The organism is Pseudoalteromonas sp. 0303 (genome assembly GCF_013349995.1).
In the GTDB taxonomy this organism is placed as follows: Bacteria; Pseudomonadota; Gammaproteobacteria; order Enterobacterales; family Alteromonadaceae; genus Pseudoalteromonas.
Genome location: NZ_JABVXF010000179.1, coordinates 1 through 379 on the forward strand (window position 1 = coordinate 1; position 379 = coordinate 379).

The following is a 379-nucleotide window of genomic DNA, read 5'->3' on the forward strand; positions in this document are numbered from 1 at the left end:
TTCCTACATGATTCGTTATAGGTCATACGCAGGGATAAATCAAGCCTTGTTGGGCCTTCCCAGCCGGTGCCGAACCGGCCCCGGTCAAAAGCCGTTGTGGGGATGGAAGTCTCCCGTACGTTCAGAACGCCCCGTCTTCCGCACCCGCAGCCAACCGTTTCACGGCGGCAAACACGGTCCGGTAGTAGCTCTCCTCATGGGCGACAAAATCGGCTTTGTGGGCTTCCAGGACGATCCGTGAAGCGGTCCCGTCCGCCCGCCATCGGAGCCCCTCTGCCCGAACGGCGGGGATTTCGCCCCGAAAGAGTCGAACGGCCTCTTCCAGCTCCACCCAAAACAGACCGGTCAATTCCTCCTGTTGAATCCGGTAGCGCTCCAG

At 60.4% G+C, this 379-nt stretch carries 1 protein-coding gene; it reads right to left on the reverse strand.

What is annotated here, in order from left to right:
- Window positions 1-121 precede the first annotated feature (121 nt).
- A partial coding sequence (locus HUS62_RS22700) for a hypothetical protein (protein ID WP_220095119.1) occupies window positions 122-379 on the reverse strand: 258 nt, incomplete at its 5' end.